Below are 20,496 nucleotides of genomic sequence, written 5' to 3'. Positions count from 1 at the left end.
TGCTGTGTGGATTACGAGGTTAGGGCTTTAATGAGACAGCCTCTTTTTTCTGTGGAAAAGGGGCGGGGCTTCGCAAAATCAGTTCCGCACTGCCACCTTCATAAGGCGATACTGTTTTTAGAACCTGAACCTTTTTGTTGGACTTTAGAGAAGACGCTCATAGGTATTTTGTGCTGTTTAGGCGCATGAATTCCTATGGTGAAGCCGATTTGTTTGCCCGAATGGGATATAATGCTTTTGAAACGGTTTGTGCATTTGTCTCTGTTATTTCCTCTCGTCTAGGTATCGGTTTATAGATACCTTCTGGATCTTCCCAAGTAGCTGGGAGTGTGACAGATGTCTCTGTTTGCCAACGTTTAATCCAATTTTGTGGCAATGGTCCTGAATTTTTATTATTATCGGTCATCTCCAACCAAATAAATGACCAAGCTCTCGGTACGACCCGCCAAATATCATAGCCGCCACCCCCCACAGCAATCCAGCGCCCCCCGCAATATTGATGGGCGAGTTCATGGGCAAGCTTAGGAATTTCTTTGAAAATCCGCATGGTGGCTGATAAATGTGTTAAAGGATCGTAATAATGTGAATCTGCACCATTTTGAGTAAGGATTACATCAGGCTTGAAATACTCAATAATTTCTTTAAAAGAAGTTCGGTAGGCATCAAGCCAAGAATCATCTTCTGTAAACGCATCAACAGGAATATTGAACGTGAAACAATAGCCATTCCCTTGTCCGCGTTCATGAATATTTCCAGTACCGGGAAATAAATAACGCCCTGTTTCATGAATCGATAGCGTACAGACATCTGGATCATCGTAGAAGGCCCATTGCACGCCATCACCATGATGGGCGTCAGTATCAATGTATAAAACGCGCGCATGATATTTTTGCTGCAAATATTTAATGGCTACAGAGCTGTCATTATAGATGCAAAACCCAGCAGCTTTTCCCCGAAAACCGTGATGTAGACCACCACTTAGATTTAAAGCGTGCTTGGCTTGTCCTGTCATGACATAATCACAAGCTTGCAGGGTGCCGCCGACCAATAACGCACTTGCTTCATGCATATGTTTGAAAATAGGCGTGTCCTCGGTGCCAAGGCCAAAATTCTCCGCTTTTTCCAAAGAGAGCTTTCCAAGGCCGGCAAGTTTGACTGCGTTTACATATTTGGGGTCATGAATCAATTGAAGCTCTTCGTCTGTCGCTATTCTTGGCTTAATGATATCTTCCTCAGCTATTGCTTCATGCGCTCGTAATAAATCAAGGGTGAGCTCTAGCCGTTTTGGGTTGAAAGGGTGATGATCATGGAATTTGTATGTTAATAGCTCATCTGAATAAATGAATATGGCATCTTTTTTCATGATTAGCTCCTTTTTGCAGTGGGCCGTAAAACCTGATTACTTTCCCGAAAATGGCTAATACTTCATACAGTACGCCAATATTGTTCAGATCTTTTCCTTCAAATCGAGAACGAGGTAGGCGTATGTGTGATAGCAACAAGTCAGGCCATAGTATGATGAGGATCTTAGTAAGATTGATGATATCCTGTTTCTTGATTTGTGCAATCATCCTTTCAATTCCTCCTAAATGTACGTAAACATTAATACATGAAACGATTCATAAATCTCAGCCGATCAAATTTCTGAACGGACTCAAGGGGAATGTGTTTGCCAATTCGCGCCATTAAGCAATTAGCTGGATGTGAGCTTATTTCAGGATCATCTGTTGCATAATAAACAAGCCCACCAGCGTTCATCATTTTTTCCATCACTTTTCGGTACTCCCACACATTCAAGCCTGTTCCTTTTAAATCCCAATGCCAATAATACTCCGTCGTTATAATGATATAATTTTCCATGCTTTCATCCATCATGGATGCTCGTATTAAATTTTTTCCGACAGAAGCTCCACGGAAATCGGGGATGACTTCAATGGCTCCAAGTTCAAGCAAATCCGGCATTTCAATCTCAGACCATCGCTCCAGCGGGTCTGGATATAAGTAGGTCACATAGCCGACGATTATGTTCTCACTTCGGGCAATGATAATCCGGCCTTCAGGAAGATCCGCAATTTCAATTAAAGCTTGATGTTGCTGTATTGCGGGACGAAATGCAACTAAGTCCTTGTGGAATTCATAAGATTGTAGTTCAGTTGCTGTTATCGGCCCTTCGATAATTAATGTTTGTTGCATTGTTGTAACTTCTATTCTGTGATACGTCTTGTTGTGTTCCACATTTTCACCACCTAAAAAACTGTTACTTTCATTATACATAAAACAATAGAATATTAAAAAAATTGTGAAAAAAGGTTAATTATATTATAATCAGTCTAGAAAGTATGCAAAGGGGGATGAATATTTATGAAATTGGAAGCGTTACCATCAGTAAAAGGGGATTATAATCTAGAAGATTATGAGAATACTTACAAGCATTTCGACTGGTCTGAAGTCGAGAAGGAATTTACTTGGTCTAAAACAGGAAAGGTAAATCTTGCATATGAAGCAATCGATCGCCACGCTGAGTCATTCCGGAAAAATAAAGTGGCCCTCTATTACAAAGATGATCAACGTGCCGAAAAGTATACATTTAAGGAAATGAAAGAATGGTCAAATAAAGCAGCAAACGTAATTAAGGAGTATGGAAATATCAGTAAAGGAGATCGTGTGTTTATTTTTATGCCACGTTCACCAGAGCTTTATTTTGCGGTGCTCGGCGCGATCAAAACAGGTGCAATTGTCGGCCCGCTCTTTGAAGCTTTTATGGAGGGCGCTGTTCGGGATCGTTTGACTGATAGTGGAGCTAAAGTGTTAATTACAACGCAGGCTTTACTATCGCGCGTTCCTGTAGATGAGCTTCCCGATTTAAAACATATTTTTATTGTTGGAGAAAATATTGAAGAAACCGAAACGCAGTATGATTTTATGAAAAAAGTAGCAGAAGCAGATAAGAACTTCGCGATTGAATGGGTGGACCGAACGGATGGAGTGATTCTTCATTATACATCTGGTTCGACGGGGAACCCAAAAGGTGTCCTGCACGTACATAATGCCATGATACAGCACTATCAAACTGCTAAATGGGTACTGGATTTGCAAGAAGAGGATGTATATTGGTGCACCGCAGATCCTGGCTGGATAACAGGAACTTCTTATGGCATATTTGGGCCGTGGCTAACGGGAACGTCGAATGTGGTAGTAGGCGGTCGTTTTAAGCCAGAAGCCTGGTATAAAACGATTGAAGATTATGGGGTAACGGTTTGGTATAGTGCTCCAACTGCATTCCGCATGCTGATGGGTGCGGGAGATGAAGCTGTGAAGCAATACGATTTACGTTCATTGCGCCATGTTCTAAGTGTGGGTGAGCCGTTGAATCCTGAGGTTGTCCGGTGGGGGATGAAGGTCTTTAATAAGCGAATTCATGATACCTGGTGGATGACAGAAACAGGCGCACAATTAATTTGTAATTATCCGAGCATGCTCATTAAACCAGGTTCCATGGGTAAACCGATTCCTGGGGTTCAGGCTGCGATTGTCGATGATCAAGGAAATGTGCTACCTTCGCATCGAATGGGGAATCTAGCGATTAAGAAGGGCTGGCCGTCTATGATGCAGACGATTTGGAATAATAAGCAAAAATTTGAATCTTACTTTATGCCGGGAGATTGGTATGTGTCAGGAGATTCTGCGTATATGGATGAAGAAGGATATTTCTGGTTCCAAGGGCGTGTCGATGATGTGATCATGACGTCAGGCGAACGTGTAGGACCATTTGAAGTAGAGAGCAAGCTTGTGGAGCATCCAGCCGTTGCAGAAGCAGGTGTCATCGGTAAGCCAGATCCAGTACGCGGGGAAATTATTAAAGCGTTCATCGCGCTTCGAGATGGATATGAGCCTACACAAGAGTTAATCGAAGAAATTCGAACATTTGTCAAGCAAGGACTAGCAGCTCATGCGGCTCCAAGGGAAATTGAATTCCGTGAAAAATTACCAAAAACACGAAGCGGAAAAATTATGCGCCGTGTGCTTAAAGCATGGGAGCTTGATTTACCAACAGGAGATTTGTCTTCAATGGAAGATTAACAATATGTAAAATAAAAAGATCCTCTAAGGCATTTTGTGAGTGCTTAAGAGGATTTTTTTATCCTGTTTAACAGGCTGTAAAACCCCCACCTCAATTTTTGTGAGAGACTCAAGAAATAAATAGGTGGGGGATGAAAAAAAACCCAACTGATGGAAGTTTCACTTTATCTGGTATAACTGACTGTAATACACTAAAGAAATCTACACCACGCTATATTGTCGCACCAATCGCTATCATTTTGAAGTGTATCCTCGCTTAACAAGGTATTAGTGGCGGTAGAGCGGGACTAGTGAACAGTAGGGGAAACCGACTGATGGAAGGTTCACATTATTTCAAAAAAATTATTTAAGCAAAGTACTAGTAATCTAATGTAAATCGTATTATAGTAATGAAAGATCAAAACCAACTTATCTTATACGAATAAGAAACTATAATGGTTCAGGAGGGGTATACATGTTAGGATATGTACTATTGAATATTGCTATTATGCTAGTATTAGTAGCTGTTTTATTTTATATGCAAAAGAAGCATATGTCATTTACGGTAAGAGTGTTTACCGGATTAGGTTTGGGGGTTGTATTTGGATTCGTTCTACAACTTTTCTCAAGCCCAGATTCTGAAGTCATTGCTTCTTCGGTTGGCTGGTTCAGCATTATCGGTAGCGGGTATGTGAAATTCCTGCAAATGATTGTTATGCCACTTGTCTTTATTTCGATTATTTCAGCGTTTACAAAGTTAAAGCTTACTAATAATATTGGGAAAGTCAGTACATTAATTTTAGGCATTCTAATCGGTACAACGGCTATTGCGGCGGCAATCGGCATTGGATCTGCTACAGTATTCAATTTAGAAGCTGTACAAATTGAGCAAGGTCAAGCAGAGATGGATCGTGGTCTTCAACTGGAAGAGAAATTTGGGGCTTCACTCGAAGGGAAAACAATGCCACAGCAAATTCTTGAATTTTTCCCTGCTAATCCGTTCCTTGATTTAACGGGTGCTCGCTCGACTTCAACGATCGCGGTTGTTATCTTCGCCGCATTTCTAGGTTTTGCTTTTCTGGGAGTGAAAAGGAAGCAACCAGAGCATGCAGAAATGTTTGCGAAAATCGTGGATGTCTTTTATTCATTAATTATGCGTGTCGTTACTTTAATCCTACGATTAACACCATACGGCATCTTGGCGATTATGACAAACACGGTTGCTACAAGTGATCTTGATGCTATTTACAAGCTTGGTAAATTCGTCATTGCCTCTTATGTTGCGTTAATCATTATGTTCTTGATTCACTTGTTGATGCTATCTTTAAGTGGATTAAGTCCAGTAAAATACTTGAAAAAGGCATTTCCGGTACTAACGTTTGCCTTCACATCTAGATCAAGTGCAGGCGCATTGCCGTTAAATATTAAAACGCAGAAACAATTAGGGGTTTCTGATGGGATCGCAAACTTTGCTGGTTCGTTTGGATTATCGATTGGTCAAAACGGTTGTGCGGGAGTTTATCCGGCGATGCTAGCTGTAATGGTCGCACCTACTGTTGGGATTAATCCATTATCACCTTCGTTTATTGTGACGCTTATTCTTGTTGTTGCCATCAGTTCGTTTGGCGTCGCTGGTGTTGGTGGCGGAGCAACTTTTGCCGCATTGATTGTCTTATCGGCGATGGATCTTCCAGTTGCACTTGCTGGTGTGCTTATTTCAGTTGAACCGTTAATTGATATGGGACGTACAGCACTGAATGTAAGTGGAAGTATGACCGCTGGTGTGCTTACTAGTAAAGTAACTGGTGATTTGGATAAAGATGTTTACTTTAATGAGTCTACATCGATTGAAGTAGAGGCGTAAAAAAGGTAGAAGAATGTCGACAGTGTTGTCGGCATTCTTTTTTCTTTTTGAACAATCTCTTGAAGCGTGAATTTACAACAAACCTGAAAAAAACGAGGTTGCCCCTTTTTACGGGACAGCCTCGTTTTTTGTTTATACTCCCTGATTTTCAGGATTGGCTGGTTGCTCTGTAGGTGTCTCTGGGGTAGTACCCTCAGGGATTGTTTCTACTGGTTTTTCTACTGGTTTTTCAACCGGTTTTTCTTCTGGCTTCGCTTCTTGATTTGTTTGCTCTTTGCTAGTGTCTACTGTTTCACTTGGAATCTCCTGCTTTTTCACTTCTTGTTTAGTAACTGCGTTAGAAGGAGGTGATTCTTTACCAACGATATCAACTGCTGTCACATAATACGTTCCGTTTTGAATGCTGAATGCTAGGCTTTCGTTGGAACGAATACTGGCCACTCTTTGACCATTACTATAGATTCTGTATCCGACAACATCTCTTTCAGGATGAGAATTCCAATTAATACTGCTTCCGTTTAATGCAAGTGTTGGTGCAGCAGGCGTCTTACCGTTATCAGAAAGTGTTGAACCGGTGACAATCATATTCCCGGTAGTATTATATTTAGATAGTAAATCGTTTATATTTTTAATGTACTTTCCACCGATTTTATCGAGATACTCAGGATTCAGCATGTAGCCGCCACTTGTAAATTCGCTTGGTGTCTGAGAATGTGCCAAGTAGCGACCACCACCAGCATAGACATATTGCCCATTAATAAAGCTATGATCTACTTTTGTTGGGACATATTTTACATTGAATAGATCCGTTTCGACCAATCCGGCATTTGAACAAGCATCAGATGGAAGTAAACCTGATATTGAACAGAAGGAACGAGTCACAACACCTGCTGGTTTTTCAAATTTGCCTTTAGGTCCAATGAGATCAGGATTTACACTGTAAGCTGAGTTGACTAAACTTGCCCATAGCTTAATATTTCGTTGGCTATACGTAAGTCCTTTATATTTATTATCAATTCTCTTTGGTGTATCATAACCTATCCATGTTCCAAATGTTACGTTCGGGTTTGTAGCAACGAACCAAGCATCTTCTGTATTGTTCGTCGTTCCTGTTTTTCCAGCCCAGTCAGATGAGAAAGATAACCTTCCATTTAAGTATCGTGCTGTTCCATTTGATATGACATCTCGCATAATATCTAGTGTAAGATAAGCGGTTTGCGGTGAAAAGACTTCTACCGGAGCCGCTTCGTGTTGATAAATGACTGTGCCATCTTTCGCTTCGATTTTGTCGATCATGTAGGCGTCGATGAATTGTCCGTCATTAGCAAATGTTGTAAATGCATTCACATTTTCTTCAACCGTTACCCCATTTGTAGGTGTTCCTAACGCTAAGGAAGGGATTGAATAGTCGATATCAATTAACGAGGTAAAGCCCATTTTATCAAGATAGGTTGCCGGGCGTTGATTTAAGATGCCCATATAATAGCTTACTGCAGGAATATTGTAGGAGTTAACGAGTGCCTTCCGGGCGTTTGTTAATCCAGTATACCCTTCTCCGGCATTTTTCGGTTGCCAGCCACCAATTGAAATAGGTACATTAATTCCGACAGATCCAGGTGAGATATATCCTAGTTCAAATGCAGGTGCATATACTAGAAGCGGCTTCATCGTCGATCCATTTGGTCTTTTGGCTGATGTTGCATGGTTGGTCTGCTCTCGATCAAAATTGCGACCGCCGACGAAAGAAAGAATCTTTCCTGTTTTGTTTTCAATGAGAATGGCTCCTGTTTCGACTGGTTCCTGAACAGTGACTTTTTCACCAGATTCAGGGTCGGTCACTTCTTGGGGCTTATCCCTGCCATAATATTCATAGTTTTTAACGACTTTTTGCATCTTATCATACATATCTTTGTTGATGGTTGAATGGACTTTGTAATTATTCTGTTTCAGTTCTCTTCTTGCTAGTGTTGTATATTGTTCTTTTAAATCATTATCTTTTTCTAAATCCGCTTTTTCATATCCGGATTGCTCTGCAAGAATATTCGAAAGAACCTCGATTGCTCGTTCTTCAAGTTCTACGACCAGCCAAGGGTATACTTTGGAAGGTGCTGTTTTCGGTCCGATAAAGTCTTTCGTAATATCATAATTCAGAGCATCGTTGTATTCTTGTTCCGTAAGATAATTTCCATCACGCATTCTTTTAAGTACAGTTTTCAATCTAACTAATCCTGGCTCAATACCTTCTGGACTTTTCAACTCAGCTTTTTGCGTATAAGGCGTATAACGAAAAGGACTTTGAGCTAGACCGGCGATAAATGCTGCCTGTGGAATGGAAAGGTCTTTTGCGTCGATTCCAAATATACCTTTAGCTGCCGATTGGACACCCGCGATATTCTGGCCGGAGGAATTCCTGCCAAAGGTTGATACGTTTAGGTATGCTTGCAGAATTTCATCTTTTTCTAAGAAATTTTCCACTCGAAGTGCGAGTAAGATTTCTTTCGCTTTCCTATCAAAGGATACTTCATTCGTTAATATTTGGTTTTTGATCAATTGCTGTGTTAATGTACTTCCACCGGATTGAACGGGTGCATTTGTCATTTCTTGAAAAATGGCGCGCATAACGGCTTTAGGTACGACACCTTCATGCTCATTAAAGTATTCATCCTCTGTTGCAATGATGGCGTTTAGCAAGTGTGGTGACATTTCATCAATGGTTATTTCTTCGCGCTCAAGATCGGACTTTAACTTCCCGAGAAAAATGTTATCAGCAAAATATAAGTCTGATGCTTCTTCATAATTATAAATATCTTTTTTGAGTTCATCTTTTGTGCGAATCGGCTCATCTTTGACTAAAGCGGCAAAATAACCTGCACCTACACCGCCAGCAAAGGAAAATCCTAAAACAAGGACTATAATAAACAAAAGCAGGATATTCCAAACTACATGATATGTAACTCTGGAGTATTTTTGCGTTGTTTTACTACGGAAGAAATTGGTGAATTTCAACCAAAATGATATAGGCTCATTTTCATTATTTTTCATCTATCATACCCCCTGAAATCAGATACATTATAGCATATATCCGTATTTAGAAGGGGGATTTTCAAGTATTTCTATAGGTTGTTGAACTTGACATAGCATTTAATATATGATAAAAAATCATTAACTAGAATTTTATTAGGAAAGCAATGAGAGGACTAAAGTAGTCAAACTATCCCTGTTTTAGAGAGCCGGTGGAAGGTGTGAATCGGTACACATAGTTTTGATGAATTACTTCCTTGAGCATTTGCTGTGAACGTTAAGTAGCAGTAAACGGTAGACCGCCGTTAACGGTTTTAAGACGGAGGATGAAGTATGTCCTCAAGTTGGGTGGTACCGCGAATATATTCGTCCCTTCATTTATGAAGGGGCGTTTTTTATTTGTCATTTTTTTAAAAAACAGGAGGAAATCACATGGAATTGCTTAAAGATTTAGAATGGCGAGGGATTATTTATCAGCAAACAGATGAAGTGGGAATGAAAGAACTTTTAGAAAAAGAAAAAATTGCGTTATATTGTGGCGTGGATCCGACAGCAGATAGTATGCATATTGGTCATTTATTGCCATTCTTAACATTACGACGTTTTCAACAGCATGGCCATCGTCCGCTTGTTTTAGTGGGTGGAGCAACAGGGTTAATTGGTGATCCGAGTGGAAAAAAAGAAGAGCGTTCCCTGCAAACATTGGAGACGGTTCTGCATAATGCCGATTGCCTAAAGGGTCAATTAACGAAGATTTTCGATTTTGATGGTGATAATGGCGCAATCATGTTAAATAATTATGATTGGATTGGCAAGATTGATATGGTTACTTTCCTGCGTGATTACGGGAAGTATATTGGCATTAATTACATGCTAGCGAAGGATACGATTGCTTCACGATTGGAAACGGGAATTTCATTTACAGAATTCACCTACACGATTTTACAGGGAATCGATTTCAATCATTTATACGACAATCATAATTGTAAACTGCAAATTGGTGGAAGTGATCAGTGGGGCAATATTACAACGGGTCTGGAAATGATTCGTAAATCTCACGACGAAGCTGTTAAAGCATTCGGGATGACCATTCCACTTGTGACAAAAGCGGATGGCACAAAGTTCGGGAAAACAGAAGGTGGAGCAATCTGGCTTGACCCGGAGAAAACGACGCCTTATGAGTTTTACCAGTTCTGGATTAATGCGGCAGATGCGGATGTAGTGAAATACATGAAATTCTTCACATTCTTATCACATGAAGAGATTGAAGCGTTAGCTCAATCCGTAGAAAGCGAACCACATTTGCGTAAAGCACAAAAAACGTTGGCAGAGGAAATGACACGTCTGATCCACGGCCAAGATGCTTTGGACCAAGCGATAAAGATTTCCGCAGCTTTATTCAGTGGAGACGTGAAAAACTTAAGTGCTTCAGAGATTCAAGTTGGATTCAAAGACGTGCCAAGTTTCAGCCGAAACAATACGGATGACATTAACGTAGTTGAACTAATTGTTGAAGCAAATATTTCACCATCTAAACGTCAAGCAAGAGAAGACATCCAAAATGGTGCGATCTCTATTAATGGAGAAAAAGTGACAGACTTAGCATATATCGTAACAGAAGCGGATAAGATTGAAGGGCAATTCATGCTTGTTCGTCGCGGTAAAAAGAAATATACGCTAATTAAATAATAGCTAAAGGGTCAGGCCTCACACTCTATACACCGTTATTCCGGTTTAATAGTAGATGTAGGGTTCTGACCTTTTTGTTAGGAGGCACAGTCATATTAGATCGATCGAGTAGGATTCCGGTTTGGCTTAAAAATTAGAAAATTGGCTTGAAAAGTGCACATGTAGGATTAAAAATCAGAAAAGCGTCTCGTAAAGTCCACATTTTAGTCCGCCAATTTCAGGTTCCAGCTCGGAATAAAACTTTCTAAGACAGATGTTTCAATGCCTCACGCTTGCTCAGCGGTTTTAATTGGTTTTGAGCGACAAATAATTGAACACTAGAAGCGTTCGTTTTGGCGTATTCCCGTAATACCCAGCCGATTGCTTTTTGTACAAAAAATTCATTGCTGTGTGCTTGGCGTAGAATGTAGTTATGCAGCCGTTTTTCATTCATATTCTCTTTATAGTAGAGTTGATAAAGAATCGCAGATCTTTGTAACCAAATATAATCATCGTCAATCCATTGATCAGGGTATGAGGAAACAAGTTCGGGGTATTGTAAAAACATATAGCCAAAGATATGAGGGGATAGGACATCGATCGTATCCCACCAAGATTTACTTTTGAGTAAACTGACTAGCCACGGCATGTCAGCGGGAGTAAGGTCTTTTTTAGTTTTTTCCAAGATATCAAGGGCTGCTTTTTGGTATTCTCGTTCTGGTTTTTCCCATAACGTAAGAATAACCGTTTCAAGGTTCTCTTTTGACGGTAATCCGTATTCTTGCAAAAATTGCTTAGTCAATTTTCTTCGAATGGGCGTTCGAATCCCTAAAAAATCAAATTGATTTCTCATATATTTTTTAGACCACATTGCATATTCTGTCTCGGCGTGTTCAGAATATAATTTTTCTAATTTTTGAATATAAAAATCCATAAGCTCCTCCATGATATGTCAGATTTGACTAATGACGTTTCTACTAAAACAGGAATGATGTATAAAAAAACCCCCATCCAAGGATGAGGGCCGAAAACAAAATCGATTAACGAGAGTAAAACTCAACGATAAGTGCTTCGTTAATTTCAGCAGGAACTTCAGAACGTTCTGGTAAACGAGTGAAAGTACCTTCTAATTTGTCAGCATCAAAAGTCAAGAAATCAGGAACGAAGTTATTTACTTCGATTGATTCTTTGATTGTGCTTAGGTTACGTGATTTTTCACGAACAGAGATTGTTTGTCCAGGTAACACTTTGAATGATGGAATATCAACGCGTTTTCCATTAACAAGGATGTGACCATGGTTTACAAGTTGGCGTGATCCACGACGAGTACGAGCTAAACCAAGACGATAAACAACGTTATCAAGGCGAGATTCAAGAAGAATCATGAAGTTTTCACCGTGTACACCTTGTAGTTTACCTGCACGGTCGAATAATGAGCGGAATTGACGCTCAGTAACTCCGTACATGTGGCGAAGTTTTTGTTTTTCTTGTAATTGCAATCCGTATTCGGAAAGTTTTTTGCGTTGGTTTGGACCATGTTGTCCAGGAGCGTAAGGACGCTTCTCTAATTCTTTACCAGTACCTGTAAGGGAAATTCCAAGACGACGGGATAATTTCCAGCTTGGGCCAGTATAACGAGCCATAGTATGACTCCTCCTTCAAATGTTTTTATTTGGGTAAAATAAAAACCGTTGCGATTCACGATTATGGTCATTTTGTTTTCATGTATCTTCGCCCTAGCAGCTGAGGGTTACGGGGTACACCTCTATAAAGAGGAACAAAATGAGACCGTAAAAGCACTCACATAGGCTGCACTATTTTACACAAGTAATAGTATATAATTTAAAAGAAATATAGTCAAGTGTATTTCCGTGTAGTTAGTGATGTACAAAATAAATCATCATGGTAAAATTACTTTAAAATGAGAATGTTTCAGCTTGAACAATTTACCCCGCATTAATGGGTAGTAAACCCCCCACTGATTGAAGTTTCACTTTATAGGCATAAAGAATCAGGTCTAAAAACATGCGCTTTACGTTTAGTTAATAGAAATTTCTAAAAAATTATAAAGATATTTTATACATACAAGTATATAATGAATAATATAGAAAAAAACGGAAAACTAGTAGTTCTATTTTACTGTTTGTTAGTGAGGTTTTAAAGCTTCAGCATTACTTGTATAGGGATGAGATAAAGATGAGAAGTATGACTCAGTTACTATATGAATTAAAATCGTTATTAATTAATCAAATGGATGATTCAAAGGGAAGAATGGAAGACACTTCTTTTCTTGAAAAATTTGTGCTTGAGATATGCGACGCTTTTTACGCTGAAGAAGTTACCTACTTTAAGCTAGACTATAGTCTCAAGTATTTACATATTGAGGCTTCTACCGAGCGTGATCAGGAGCGAAAGTATATCCCGATAGGAAGCATTGAAGTATTTAATAACTGTGAACCGTATTCTTATAAAGATTTTCAAATAGAAGCATTAAAGGGTTTCCATCTGTATTTGCCACTAAAACGCGAAAATGAATTAGTGGGACTGCTTGCATTAAAAGAAAGGGTTCCTGGTTCTTTTGAAAAGATCACTTCAGAAGAAGGCGAGGCGTTTTCAAGAGAACTGATGAAAATCTTAAATACGGCGATACATATTTCAGAGATTACGAGTGAAAGAAGGCGCTATAAACAGCTGTTTCGCGTGACTGAAAAATTTCATTCATCCATGAGTATGGATGCGGTACTCGGCGAAATTATCTCAACACTACAAGAAATGTATCCGTCTTTCACCTATTTTCTTCTGCTTTCCCATGATAATGCAAACCACGAAAACCTTCCGATAAAGGATCTCGGCTATGATGGTGAGAATGTGGCAGTTATGCAAGCGTATGTTACAGGAACTGTTCAAATCGAAGACGAGCTGGCTGCACGAAAAACAAATCTATATGCACCGCTGAAAGGAAAACAAGGCGTGTATGGAATTCTTCAAGTCATTGCTCCAAATGCTCGTATGTTTCCAGAGGAGGAAGTCGAATTTATTTCTTTATTAGCCAATACCGCTGGTGGCGCTCTTGAGAATGCACAGCTGTACCAGCAATCTCGCCGTTTAATATCTGATTTGCAGCTTATTAATGAAACATCCCATAGATTGAATTTAAATCTGCGTCTAAGTGAAACGATGGAGTTCATGAGAAATCAAATTACCGATTCCTTCCATGCGGATGAAGTGGGGTTTGTGTATATTCTACCCGATGGAACGGCTAATTTCTTGACGGGCAGCACAGAATTTTTTCATTCTGATCAAATGGGATTATACGTCGATTTCTTGAAGGAAAAGATTTGTTCCACTACGGAATCCCTGTTCATTAGCGATTTACAGCTGAAAATCCCTAACAAAGATGTGAAGTATCATTCGATGATGGCTGTTCCGATGATGGAGAGTGATCAAGTACACGGATTCGCACTTGTTTTACATAAAGATCCCTATTATTTTTCTTTTGAAACATTCAAACTGCTGCAATCATTGATTCACCATACGAGCCTTGCCTTGGCGAATTCGATGCTGCGCGAAGAACTGGAGAAAATGGTCATTACCGATCATTTAACAGGTTTGTATTCACGGAGTTATTTAGATGAGAAAATGTTGGAGTCGATGGAAAAAGATCAAAGAGGAACATTTATTTTGGTGGATATCGATGATTTTAAAAAAGTGAATGATACCCACGGTCACCAAATAGGTGATGATATTCTCATTCAGGTTTCCGTAATCATCCAATCGAGCATGCGAGAAACGGATATTGGGGCAAGATGGGGTGGCGAGGAGTTGGCAATCTATCTGCCAAATGTCTCCATACACGTCGGACAAGGGATTGCACAGCGAATTCAGGAGAAGGTAAGCGAACAAACGGACCCGAAAGTGACCATATCATGTGGGGTCTCCTATTGGACGAATGGACACAACGATCACGTCAAAGCCCTGTTTAAGCGTGCGGATGATGCTTTGTATGTTGCTAAGAATACAGGAAAAAATAAAGTGCTCGTTCAAGACTAGTCCTTATAATAATACCCGCTTTTGGATGTCCAAAAGGGTCTGGTCTCACACTTTTTACAGTGTGAGGCCAGACCCTTTTGTTTTGAGATAATCTCCGATATTTTTCAATAGTCTTGCAATTTTCAAATTACAAATACTTCACTAATGTATGCGTGAATTTCTCTAGCAATTCTTCGTCTATAGCATCGAAGCGATTCGTAATCGGACTATCTATATCAAGGACGCCGATTAATTCGTCTCCTTTTATGAGTGGGATGACAATTTCTGAACGGGAAGCGGCATCACATGCAATATGCCCTGGGAATTGATGAACATCTTCTACACGATACGTTTTACGTTCAGCAGCAGCAGACCCACAAACACCTCTACCAAATGGTATGCGAATACAGGCTGGTAAACCTTGGAAAGGTCCGAGTACTAATCCATCATTTTCCGCTAAATAGAAACCGACCCAGTTTACTTCATCTAAAAGCTGGTTAAGAAGAGCGCAAGCGTTACTAAGGTTCGCGATTCGATTGGGCTCCCCTTCAACAAGTGCGATTAGTTGTTTCTCAGCAAGCAAGTAATTCTCTTGCTTACTCCCTGTATATTGTTCGACATTAAACATAAACATTCCCCCTGCTTCATGATAAAAATACAACCTTCAACATTATTGCAAGATACCCTGTGGAAGTTGTCGAGAAGTTCTAACAGGATATTGCAAGTATTTCGAGAATAACTTATTTTAAGACTTGAAATTAGAGGAGGACTTCAAAATGAACCGCCAAACTCAAACGAAGGAAGCAATTCTTGAATCCGCTCTATATTTATTTCACTTGAAAGGCTATCATGCGACCTCCATACGGGACATTGCACATAAAGCCAAGGTTAATTCCGCTAATATTGCTTATTATTTCAAAAACAAACAAGGATTGCTAGAGTATTGTTTTACTACATATTTAGAAGACTATATTCAGCTGTTAGAGAAAAAACTTGTCCAGCTTGACCGAATTGGCACCCAAAACGGCTTACTGGCCCTTCTTACAGATGTTTTTGAATTTCAACGTAAAAACTTCTTAGCTGCGAGCTTTATTTATGGAGAATCAGCACTAGACTCTAATCTTAATCGAGAAGTTTTATCAACTTATTACATGAAAGAAAACTCTTATTTTCAATTCGTTTTAGAAAAAGGCGTACAAGAAGGCGTGTTCCGTAAAATTCCGCCAGCTATTTTTACGTTGCAAATAAAAGGACTCCTTTCAGCCCCAATTATACATGCCCACTATGCAAGAGAGGTCCTGCATGTATATACGCAGGAAAAATATTATACCGATAAATATCGTGATGAAGTCTGCTTGTTTTTAGTACAAAGCCTGTTTGTCAAACGCGAAATGCCAGTAGAATTACTAGTTTAACGTTTCTATTTAGAAAAAGCTTCTGCCAAGCAAGAGTTGAACCCTTGACCTAGATCTTTGGCTTGATGGGCATCAGACCCGAAACGTAAAGGAATGCCTAGCTGCAGGGCATATTTTACAAATCGCTCTGGCGGATAAGGCTCTAGACAAAGCGGTTTAATAGCACCAGCACCGTTATAATCCAGTTCATACCCTTGCCTACTTATATTGTCTAGAATGGAATATAACTTCTGATCATAATTTTCTTTCGGTGAAAAACGCTGCTGAAACTTATGAACAAGTGTAATATGTCCAATACGCTTGGGCTTGAAGTTCCCTAAATCAGCAGCAATACTTTTCTCTAATGTATCGTAATAAGATGAATAAACGGCATCTACAGACCCTACTCTTTTGGCGATACTATTAAACATTTCGTCACTAAAGTCGATGCAATGCCACTCATTTTCATCACGAATAAAATGAACCGATAGGATACTATCATCTAAATATTTACCAACTTTATTAAGGAATTTCTTAGTTTCTGCCTCAAATCCTTCGATATAATCTACTTCTAGCCCTGTCTTAATCCTGATTTTTTCCTTGTATCTCTCTTTTAATAAAGCGAGTTCTCGAAAATAGTCTAGTAAATGACCACGTTCCATCCCACTATCACGGTCTGGTGTAGGATCAATGAACCCTTCTGGCAAAGGAGCATGCTCTGTGAATGTCAAATCCTCGATTCCTAGCGCTATGGCTCGTTCGATATAATCTTCAAAAGAGTCGCTTGAACCGTGAGGACAGTACGGACTGTGAACATGACTGTCAATTTTCATCAAAATCCCCCCATAAATTCAATTTCAAGCACAATTCTGTAAAAAAAATATATTTATTAGTCAAAAATTATTGCTAACATGGTATCATAAAAGCATTGAATTGAACATGTAAACATTTATATAGATTGTTGCTGACTTGTGAGGTTTAGAATTGGGGGGCATATGATGGAGTACATACTAGGTATAATTATACTAGTTATTACGTTAATAATATGGGGATATTTTTTGAAAAAGAAGCATTTTAAAGAAATTGACCAGCTTGAGGCTTGGAAAATGGAAATTATGAACCGCCCAATATTGGATGAGCTTTCTAAAGTAAAGCAATTAAATATGACTGGTGAAACAGAAGAAATGTTTGAACGATGGCGTAATGAATGGGACGCCATTATCACAGTCTACATGCCGGATGTTGAAGAATTATTGTTCGATGCAGATGATTATGTCGACAAATATCGTCTCGGTAAATCCAAAGAAGTTCAGCAAATGATCTCGACTAAGCTTACGAACATTGAAACGGCGATCGAAAAGATTCTTCGTGAGCTAAATGAATTGGTCGGTAGTGAAGAGAAAAACAGGATTGAGATTGAAGAGATTAAAGAAGGCTACCGTACTATTAAGAAAAACTTGCTGGTTCATCGCCATACATTTGCCAAAGCGGCAGATCCACTTGAGAGTACGCTCGATGAAATAGTGGTGGTTCTTAAGCAATATGAAGAAGCGACAGAAAATGGAAATTATTTAAATGCGCGAGAACTTGTTTTATCGATAAAAAATCAACTTGTTACCATTCAAACAAAAATGGAAATCATTCCTCAATTGCTACTAGATGGTCATTCTTCACTTCCAACATCCCTTTTGGAGTTGAAAGATGGCTTTACGGAGATGAGGGAACAGGGATATTCTTTAGAGCATATTGAATTTGAGACAGAGATTTTGAGGCTTGAAACCGAGCTTGAACATTATAATAATCAACTTGATCTTGCGGAAACTGAGACTGCTGAAAAAGGAATCAATGAAATTTATGATAGTGTGAACCTTCTGTATGATTTACTTGAAAAAGAAGTGCTTTCCAAACAGTATCTAATAAAAAATGAGGATCTTTTGAAGGATAGCCTTGAAGCATTTGCATATGAGAATGATAAATTAAAAGCTGAGACAGTCGTTGTACGGCATAGCTATCATGTAACGGAAAGTGAACTAAGTGCTCAGAAGAAATTAGAAAAGCAAATTGATAAATTGGTAAAAAGGTTCCAATTACTTTCCTTGGAAATTGCAGATAATACGATGATCAGTTCTGTTTTAAGTGAAGAAATGCAGGGAATTGAAGCGATTCTAAACGAGCTGAAGGTGGAGCATGAAGCCTTTGCTGAGAAACTTCATGCATTGAGAAAAGATGAATTGCAAGCACGTGGGGTATTACAAGACCTGAGAAAGAAAATGGGAGATACTAGCAGGACGATCTCGCAAAGTAATATTCCAGGTCTGCCTGAAAAGTATCGGAATTTGTTAGCGGAAGCAAAAGAAAGCATTGAAGATGTTCAGAGTAAACTAGAGGAAAAGCCTCTGGATATGGGCTCTGTACACATTTTTCTTGAAAAAGCGATTGCTTCTGTCACAAGTTTATACGAAAACACAGAAGTGCTGATAGAGGAAATGCTTTTTGCAGAGAAAGTGATCCAATACGGAAACCGATATCGCAGTAGATACCCTGCTGTTGCTGAGGCTTTAAGAACTGCTGAACACTACTTTATGGAATATGAATATGAGCGGGCATTAGAAGTTGCAGCATCAGCCATTGAAAAAGTCGAACCAGGATACTTAGATAAAATCGAGGCGGATATGGAAGAAGTACTTTCATAATACGAAAAAATGAATGAAGAGGATGTCCTAAAGGGGTCTGACTCAGCACTCACCATACAGTTGATCGTGTTACTGACACTTCATTTAAACTGTATGTAGTAGCTACAGTCTGACCCTTCACTTATGGGACAGCCTCTTTTTGCGTAATCCAAAAGTAAAAGAGGATGTTTAAAAAGTCCGGTGAAAAAGCTTGCGAATTGCACCAAAGCTCATGAAAGACCTTCTGTTAAAATCACGCACGTCATGACGAGCAACACAGAAGTCAGCACATCCTGTGCAAGTCCGGTTACTGTATACGCGAAAGGTTGAGACATTCGCTCCTCGAACTTCTCGGCTCTTTTTATCCTCCTTTTTGAACTCGTACTAAAAGACTGATTTTGGCAAAATGAATCTTTTTCAATAATCGTGATTTATGGTAAAATGATGTGTTGTTAATAATCAAATGAAAGAACAAGAAGCTACACGATGCTTTTATATAAATGAAATCTTGAACAAAATTTAGTGCCAAAAGAAAGTAGCCTATAGCCCTTCTGAGTCTTACGATAGGTCAGGATGGTGTTCCCACATGATGTGGCTCTCTCCTCTTTCAAGGTGCTCGCGCTTTTGTTCTTTGGAGGGAAACATATGATTTATTTTGATAATAGCGCTACGACAAAGCCATATCCGGAAGTCCTCGATTCCTTTATAAAGGTGTCTACAGAATACTTCGGCAACCCTTCTTCCTTACATGGTCTAGGTGCTAAAGCTGAAAGCCTGTTAACGCAAGCAAGGAGGCAGGTGGCTGACCTTCTTCACGTGAAAAGCGTGGAGATTTATTTTACCTCTGGGGGAACGGAAGGAAATAACTTAGCAGTTAAAGGGATAGCACATGCTTATTCTAAAAGAGGTAAGCATATTATCACCACTGTTATGGAGCATGCTTCCATTAAAGAAACGTGTCAATTACTTGAAGAAGAAGGGTTTGATATCACCTATTTACAAGTCGATTCAAATGGGTTTGTTTCTGTGGAAGACTTGAAAAATGCTTTACGAACGGATACGATTTTAGTGTCCGTCATGTCCGTTAACAATGAGGTCGGTTCAATCCAGCCGATCGTAGAAATGGGTCACTTATTAAAAGAATATCCACAAGTGCTCTTTCATGTCGATCATGTGCAAGGTATTGGGAAGGTTCCATTAGATATAGCTACTGCTGGGATTGATTTATGTACGATTTCTGGTCATAAATTTCATGGCTTAAAAGGTACAGGTGTATTATACGTTAGAGATGGCATTAGGGTTTCACCGCTCTTCACTGGCGGCAATCAGGAGGCGAAGCTAAGGAGTGGCACGGAAAACGTTGCTGGGTTCGTAGCCTTAGCTAGAGCATTACGACTCACTTTACAAAAAAGCGCGCAGGATTATGGGAAGCTAATAGAAATTAGAGATATGTTATTGAATGGATTGAACGAAATAACGGGTGTGAAAATAAACAGTCCATTACATGGTGCACCCCATATCATCAATTTTTCCATTCCAGGCATTAAATCGGAAGTATTTATCCATGCGCTTGAAGAGAAAGAAATATATGTTTCAACGACAAGTGCCTGTTCGTCTAAGAAAAAGTCAATCAGTGATACGGTATTGGCCATGTTTCATGATCAGAAAAGAGCGGATAGTGTTATTAGAATTAGCACTTCATATGAAAACGAACTTTATGAAGTGGAGTTCGTACTTCAGGAAATTAAGAACACACTTTTAAAACTACAAAAGGTAATGAGGTAAAATA

The 20,496-nt window shown here is 39.4% G+C and carries 15 protein-coding genes and 1 other annotated feature; of the genes, 7 read left to right on the top strand and 8 right to left on the bottom strand.

Translation table 11 applies throughout. From position 1 onward, the window contains the following. Positions 1–193: 193 nt before the first annotated feature. From JNUCC23_RS16760 to JNUCC23_RS16750, 3 genes are read right to left on the bottom strand one after another with little or no spacing between them, the layout of a single operon-like run. A complete protein-coding gene (locus tag JNUCC23_RS16760) occupies positions 194–1,363 on the bottom strand; it encodes an acetoin utilization protein AcuC (protein ID WP_454212529.1) in 1,170 nt (389 codons plus the stop codon). Beyond that, entirely contained in the window at positions 1,329–1,571 is a 243-nt protein-coding gene (locus tag JNUCC23_RS16755; RefSeq protein WP_454212527.1) for a hypothetical protein, read from the bottom strand. Before JNUCC23_RS16755 ends, JNUCC23_RS16760 begins: the two co-directional genes overlap by 35 nt. A gap of 31 nt (positions 1,572–1,602) precedes the next feature. Beyond that, a complete protein-coding gene (locus tag JNUCC23_RS16750; RefSeq protein WP_454212525.1) occupies positions 1,603–2,235 on the bottom strand; it encodes a GNAT family N-acetyltransferase in 633 nt (210 codons plus the stop codon). A 126-nt stretch (positions 2,236–2,361) separates the two neighbouring features. Between JNUCC23_RS16750 and acsA the strand changes: the two genes are divergently transcribed. Both acsA and JNUCC23_RS16740 read left to right on the top strand, forming a co-directional pair. Then, on the top strand, positions 2,362–4,080 hold the full coding sequence (acsA, locus tag JNUCC23_RS16745; protein WP_454212523.1) for an acetate--CoA ligase: 1,719 nt from the start codon (positions 2,362–2,364) through the stop codon (positions 4,078–4,080). Between the two features lie 454 nt (positions 4,081–4,534). Beyond that, a complete protein-coding gene (locus JNUCC23_RS16740) occupies positions 4,535–5,923 on the top strand; it encodes an L-cystine transporter (RefSeq protein WP_062176702.1) in 1,389 nt (462 codons plus the stop codon). A 132-nt stretch (positions 5,924–6,055) separates the two neighbouring features. On the opposite strand, the gene JNUCC23_RS16735 is transcribed toward JNUCC23_RS16740, so the two are convergent. After that, positions 6,056–8,965 carry a transglycosylase domain-containing protein gene (locus JNUCC23_RS16735; protein WP_454212521.1) on the bottom strand — a complete coding sequence of 970 codons (2,910 nt, stop codon included), beginning with the start codon at positions 8,963–8,965 and terminating at the stop codon, positions 6,056–6,058. A 137-nt stretch (positions 8,966–9,102) separates the two neighbouring features. Beyond that, positions 9,103–9,321 (top strand) — a binding site (T-box leader). 55 nt (positions 9,322–9,376) lie between these two features. On the opposite strand from JNUCC23_RS16735, the gene tyrS reads away from it, so the two are divergent. Further along, a complete protein-coding gene (tyrS, locus tag JNUCC23_RS16730) occupies positions 9,377–10,633 on the top strand; it encodes a tyrosine--tRNA ligase (protein WP_454212519.1) in 1,257 nt (418 codons plus the stop codon). 244 nt (positions 10,634–10,877) lie between these two features. On the opposite strand, the gene JNUCC23_RS16725 is transcribed toward tyrS, so the two are convergent. Beyond that, positions 10,878–11,546, bottom strand: a complete 669-nt coding sequence (locus JNUCC23_RS16725; protein WP_062176711.1) for a DNA alkylation repair protein — start codon at positions 11,544–11,546, stop codon at positions 10,878–10,880. A gap of 106 nt (positions 11,547–11,652) precedes the next feature. Further along, positions 11,653–12,255, bottom strand: coding sequence for a 30S ribosomal protein S4 (gene rpsD, locus JNUCC23_RS16720; RefSeq protein ID WP_403069006.1), 603 nt, complete (start codon positions 12,253–12,255; stop codon positions 11,653–11,655). A 553-nt stretch (positions 12,256–12,808) separates the two neighbouring features. Between rpsD and JNUCC23_RS16715 the strand changes: the two genes are divergently transcribed. Beyond that, on the top strand, positions 12,809–14,662 hold the full coding sequence (locus tag JNUCC23_RS16715; RefSeq protein WP_454212517.1) for a sensor domain-containing diguanylate cyclase: 1,854 nt from the start codon (positions 12,809–12,811) through the stop codon (positions 14,660–14,662). A 127-nt stretch (positions 14,663–14,789) separates the two neighbouring features. On the opposite strand, the gene JNUCC23_RS16710 is transcribed toward JNUCC23_RS16715, so the two are convergent. After that, a complete protein-coding gene (locus JNUCC23_RS16710) occupies positions 14,790–15,269 on the bottom strand; it encodes a GAF domain-containing protein (protein ID WP_062176717.1) in 480 nt (159 codons plus the stop codon). A 148-nt stretch (positions 15,270–15,417) separates the two neighbouring features. On the opposite strand from JNUCC23_RS16710, the gene refZ reads away from it, so the two are divergent. Next, on the top strand, positions 15,418–16,056 hold the full coding sequence (refZ, locus tag JNUCC23_RS16705; RefSeq protein WP_062176721.1) for a forespore capture DNA-binding protein RefZ: 639 nt from the start codon (positions 15,418–15,420) through the stop codon (positions 16,054–16,056). A gap of 5 nt (positions 16,057–16,061) precedes the next feature. Here the strand turns inward: refZ and hisJ are convergent, their stop codons facing one another. Further along, positions 16,062–16,868 carry a histidinol-phosphatase HisJ gene (gene hisJ, locus JNUCC23_RS16700; RefSeq protein WP_454212514.1) on the bottom strand — a complete coding sequence of 269 codons (807 nt, stop codon included), beginning with the start codon at positions 16,866–16,868 and terminating at the stop codon, positions 16,062–16,064. A gap of 225 nt (positions 16,869–17,093) precedes the next feature. On the opposite strand from hisJ, the gene ezrA reads away from it, so the two are divergent. Together ezrA and JNUCC23_RS16690 are read left to right on the top strand one after the other, a co-directional pair. After that, a complete protein-coding gene (gene ezrA, locus JNUCC23_RS16695) occupies positions 17,094–18,728 on the top strand; it encodes a septation ring formation regulator EzrA (RefSeq protein WP_454212512.1) in 1,635 nt (544 codons plus the stop codon). Between the two features lie 624 nt (positions 18,729–19,352). Next, entirely contained in the window at positions 19,353–20,492 is a 1,140-nt protein-coding gene (locus JNUCC23_RS16690) for a cysteine desulfurase family protein (RefSeq protein WP_403069018.1), read from the top strand. Positions 20,493–20,496 lie beyond the last annotated feature (4 nt).

This window comes from Peribacillus sp. JNUCC 23 (assembly GCF_053653995.1).
This window is presented reverse-complemented; position numbering and strand designations above follow the sequence as displayed.

Excerpts from the sequence above, each read along its gene's own strand:
- JNUCC23_RS16760 (WP_454212529.1), bottom strand. The coding sequence starts at position 1,363 with ATGAAAAAAGATGCCATATTCATTTATTCAGATGAGCTATTAACATAC.
- JNUCC23_RS16755 (WP_454212527.1), bottom strand. The coding sequence starts at position 1,571 with ATGATTGCACAAATCAAGAAACAGGATATCATCAATCTTACTAAGATC.
- acsA (WP_454212523.1), top strand. The coding sequence starts at position 2,362 with ATGAAATTGGAAGCGTTACCATCAGTAAAAGGGGATTATAATCTAGAA.
- JNUCC23_RS16740 (WP_062176702.1), top strand. The coding sequence starts at position 4,535 with ATGTTAGGATATGTACTATTGAATATTGCTATTATGCTAGTATTAGTA.
- JNUCC23_RS16735 (WP_454212521.1), bottom strand. The coding sequence starts at position 8,965 with ATGAAAAATAATGAAAATGAGCCTATATCATTTTGGTTGAAATTCACC.
- tyrS (WP_454212519.1), top strand. The coding sequence starts at position 9,377 with ATGGAATTGCTTAAAGATTTAGAATGGCGAGGGATTATTTATCAGCAA.
- JNUCC23_RS16725 (WP_062176711.1), bottom strand. The coding sequence starts at position 11,546 with ATGGATTTTTATATTCAAAAATTAGAAAAATTATATTCTGAACACGCC.
- rpsD (WP_403069006.1), bottom strand. The coding sequence starts at position 12,255 with ATGGCTCGTTATACTGGCCCAAGCTGGAAATTATCCCGTCGTCTTGGA.
- JNUCC23_RS16715 (WP_454212517.1), top strand. The coding sequence starts at position 12,809 with ATGAGAAGTATGACTCAGTTACTATATGAATTAAAATCGTTATTAATT.
- JNUCC23_RS16710 (WP_062176717.1), bottom strand. The coding sequence starts at position 15,269 with ATGTTTAATGTCGAACAATATACAGGGAGTAAGCAAGAGAATTACTTG.
- refZ (WP_062176721.1), top strand. The coding sequence starts at position 15,418 with ATGAACCGCCAAACTCAAACGAAGGAAGCAATTCTTGAATCCGCTCTA.
- hisJ (WP_454212514.1), bottom strand. The coding sequence starts at position 16,868 with ATGAAAATTGACAGTCATGTTCACAGTCCGTACTGTCCTCACGGTTCA.
- JNUCC23_RS16690 (WP_403069018.1), top strand. The coding sequence starts at position 19,353 with ATGATTTATTTTGATAATAGCGCTACGACAAAGCCATATCCGGAAGTC.